General features: G+C 65.9%; 4 protein-coding genes. 1 reads left to right on the top strand and 3 read right to left on the bottom strand.

Going from position 1 to position 3,599, the window contains the following annotated elements; all coding sequences use genetic code 11:
• Positions 1–200: 200 nt before the first annotated feature.
• The 3 genes from WA944_RS01135 to groES form a co-directional block, all read right to left on the bottom strand.
• Positions 201–605 carry a YkvA family protein gene (locus tag WA944_RS01135; RefSeq protein WP_526369094.1) on the bottom strand — a complete coding sequence of 135 codons (405 nt, stop codon included), beginning with the start codon at positions 603–605 and terminating at the stop codon, positions 201–203.
• A 71-nt stretch (positions 606–676) separates the two neighbouring features.
• Positions 677–2,305 carry a chaperonin GroEL gene (gene groL, locus WA944_RS01130; RefSeq protein WP_526369093.1) on the bottom strand — a complete coding sequence of 543 codons (1,629 nt, stop codon included), beginning with the start codon at positions 2,303–2,305 and terminating at the stop codon, positions 677–679.
• 88 nt (positions 2,306–2,393) lie between these two features.
• Positions 2,394–2,696 (bottom strand): co-chaperone GroES, encoded by a 303-nt coding sequence (groES, locus tag WA944_RS01125; RefSeq protein ID WP_048630140.1) that lies wholly within the window; start codon positions 2,694–2,696, stop codon positions 2,394–2,396.
• Between the two features lie 192 nt (positions 2,697–2,888).
• Between groES and WA944_RS01120 the strand changes: the two genes are divergently transcribed.
• Positions 2,889–3,599 (top strand): DUF222 domain-containing protein (locus tag WA944_RS01120; protein WP_526646118.1); only part of this gene is annotated, 711 nt, incomplete at its 3' end.

The raw sequence follows: 3,599 nt of genomic DNA, 5'->3' as shown, positions 1-3,599 counted from the left end.
TCAGCGAGCTACAAGCCCTCGTGCTCGACCTGCTCGACATCCCGCACATCGCCTACACCAGTGCCTGATCACAAGCTCAGGCCGATGGGGGAGCCAAAACAGGCACCACAAGTGCGGAAAGCGGGGTCACACTAAGGATTACCGCTCAGAACAATCGCAACTTCGGGCTAGGATTCGCTCGCGACTGACGTCGCGGGACACTAGTCGCCCATCGGAAGTCTGCACAGTCGGCGCACCGCATCGAGACCCTGCGGCGACCCGGGCCAGTGCTCGGTCAGCGCTTCTGGACCGGCACGCCGAGTGACAGAACGAAGGACCAATGCGACGACCAGCGCGTCGTCGGCGTAGCCGAGCACCGGGATGAAGTCGGGAATCGGATCAAATGGCAGCGCCAAGTAGCCCGTCAGCAGCGCGATCCGGATGCGGACCCCTTTCGGCATCGTCGGATCGGTTGCCAGGCGCTTGATCAGCCGCAACAGATCGTGAAGCAACCGGGCGATCTCGCGCGGGCCGAGATCCGCCGGCTTCGCCCTCCACAAGGCGACGGCAAGGGCCAGCCAACACGTCGCAAGACCCGCGATCACGCCAAACGCAACCGACCACATGCTCTTATCCTCACCCCTCGCGCAAAACACCCCCGGCCCTGTGGACCGGGGGTGCTCCGTACAGCGTGCTTCTAGTGCGAGTGGCCGTGATGATGACCATGGCCGTGGCCATCACCTTCTTCATCGGCCGGCTTGTCGACGATCGCCGTCTCGGTGGTCAGGATCATCCGCGCCACCGACGCTGCGTTGACGACCGCAGAGCGGGTCACCTTCACTGGGTCGATCACGCCGTCGGCGAGAAGGTCGCCGTATTCCAGCGTGGCGGCGTTGAAGCCGTGACCCGCCGGAAGCTCCGACACCTTGTTCACCACGACCGAACCGTCCAGCCCGGCGTTGGTGGCGATCCAGTACAGCGGAGACACCAAAGCCGACGAGAACACGTCGACACCGAGTGCCTCGTCACCAGACAGCGATTCGCGCAGCTTCGCCAAGCCGGCGCGGGCCTGCACCAGCGCGGCGCCGCCACCGACGACGATGCCCTCTTCGACCGCAGCCTTGGCTGCAGAGACGGCGTCCTCGACGGCCTCCTTGCGCTTCTTCAGATCGGTCTCGGTGGCAGCACCGACCTTGATCACCGCCACCCCGCCGGCCAACTTCGCCAGCCGCTCCTCGAGCTTCTCGCGGTCCCAGTCCGAGTCGCTGGCCTCGATCTCGGCGCGCAGCTGAGCGGCGCGACCGTCGATGGCCTCCTTGGTTCCGCCACCGTCGACGATCGTGGTGCTGTCCTTGTCGACGACGACGCGGCGGGCGCTACCGAGCACCTCGAGGCCGACCTCACGAAGCATCAGACCCACGTCCGGGTTGACGACCTGACCGCCGGTGACGACCGCGAGATCGTCGAGGAATGCCTTGCGGCGATCACCGAAGAACGGCGCCTTGACCGCAACGGCCTTCAGCGTCTTGCGGATCGCGTTGACGACCAGGGTCGACAGCGCCTCACCCTCGACGTCCTCGGCGATGATGAGCAGCGGCTTGCCACTCTCGGCGACCTTCTCCAGCAGGGGAAGCAGGTCCGGCAGCGAGCTGATCTTCTCGCGGTGCAGCAGCACCAGCACGTCCTCGAGGATGGCCTGCTGCGCGTCGAAGTCGGTGACGAAGTACGCCGACAGGTAGCCCTTGTCGAACCCCACGCCGTCGGTGATCTCCAGCTCGGTGGACAGCGTCGAGGACTCCTCGACCGACACCACGCCGTCGTGGCCGACCTTGGTCATCGCCTCACCGACCAGTTCGCCGACCTCTTCGTCGCGCGAGGACACGGTGGCAACCTGGGCGATCGCCTTCTTGTCGGTCACCGGCGTGGCCCCGGCCAGCAGGGCTTCCGACACCGCGTCGGCTGCCTTGGAGATGCCCGCACCCAGCGCGATCGGGTTGGCACCGGCTGCCACGTTGCGAAGGCCGGCCTTGACCAGCGCCTGCGCCAGCACGGTTGCGGTGGTGGTGCCGTCGCCGGCGACATCGTTGGTCTTGGTGGCGACGGACTTGACCAGCTGAGCGCCCAGGTTCTCGAACGGGTCTTCCAGGTCGATCTCACGGGCGATCGTGACGCCGTCGTTGGTGACGGTAGGGCCACCGAAGGCCTTGGCCAGAACCACATGTCGGCCGCGCGGGCCGAGCGTCACCTTGACCGCGTCGGCGAGCTTGTCGACGCCCGCCTCCATCGCGCGGCGCGCGGTTTCGTTGAATTCAATCTGCTTGCTCATAAGTTTCTTTCCCTAAGACGGGGTATGACGCGTGCCGCCCCGGACATCACCCGTATGCGGGAACGTCCGGGGCGGAACACGATATTGCTTACTTGGAAACGACAGCCAGCACGTCGCGCGCCGACAGGATCAGGTACTCCTCGTTGTTGTACTTGATCTCGGTGCCGCCGTACTTGCTGTAGATCACCACGTCGCCCTCAGACACATCCAGGGGAATCCGCTTCTCGCCATCCTCATCCCAGCGGCCGGGGCCTACTGCGACGACGGTGCCTTCCTGCGGCTTCTCCTTGGCGGTGTCGGGGATGACCAGACCGGATGCGGTCGTGGTCTCGGCCTCGTTGGCCTGAACGAGGATCTTGTCCTCGAGTGGCTTGATGTTCACGCTCGCCACGATGGAGCCCCTTCACTCATGTTGGTGTATGTACTCGGCGGCCGGTGACCGCCCTCGCGCCGTCGTCGCGGGTGCCGACACAGGGGTTGAACCGACTGCCACCTAGCACTCTATACACGCGAGTGCTAGCACTCAAGATCGGGATGCGCTCGAGCTGCCGCCGTGTCGGTGCCTGCCCGTAAAATCGCACACATGTTCGGATCGTTGTTCGCGGGTGTCGATGATGACGCGCTCGTGGGTGTGATCGAGCAGTTGGCGCGAGACGAGGCGCAGGTGGCGGCGCGGCGGTTGGCGGCGATCGCGGAGTTGGTGCATCGCAGCGTCGATGAGGAGGACGAGCGGTCGCGGTGGGTGTTCGATCCGTGGAACCACACCGCGGCGCGGTTGGCTGCGGCGCTGGGTGTGGGCCAACGCCGGGCCTCGGGTCAGATGCGGATCGCTGTCGCGTTGCGGGATCGGCTTCCGGCGGTGGCGGCGTTGTTCTCCCAAGGGTTGATCAGCGCCCGGTTGATCTCCGAGATCACCTGGCGCACCCAGCTGGTCGACAACGACGCGTTGATCGCGTTGATCGACACCGAACTGGCCGACAAAGCAGAGAAGTGGGGAACGCTGTCGGAAACCCAGTTGGACCGGGCGATCGACGCGGTGATCGAACGCTACGACCCCGACGGGGTGCGCCGCGCCAAAGACGCTGTCCGCACCCGTGATTTCCACATCGGGGCGTGTGAGGACACCAACGAGATCACCGTGGTGTGGGGGCGGTTGACGCCGACCGATGCCGCGGCGTTGCGTCGGCGGATCACCGCGATGGTGGCCGGGTTGTGTGCCGATGATCCGCGCAGCGCCGGTGAACGCTGGGCGGACGCGGTGGGCGCACTCGGGCACGGCACCACGGTGCTGGCG

The organism is Mycobacterium sp. (assembly GCF_049683355.1).
Lineage (GTDB): Bacteria > Actinomycetota > Actinomycetes > Mycobacteriales > Mycobacteriaceae > Mycobacterium.
The sequence above is the reverse complement of the archived record's forward strand: the minus strand, read 5'-3'. Positions and strand labels throughout refer to the sequence as shown.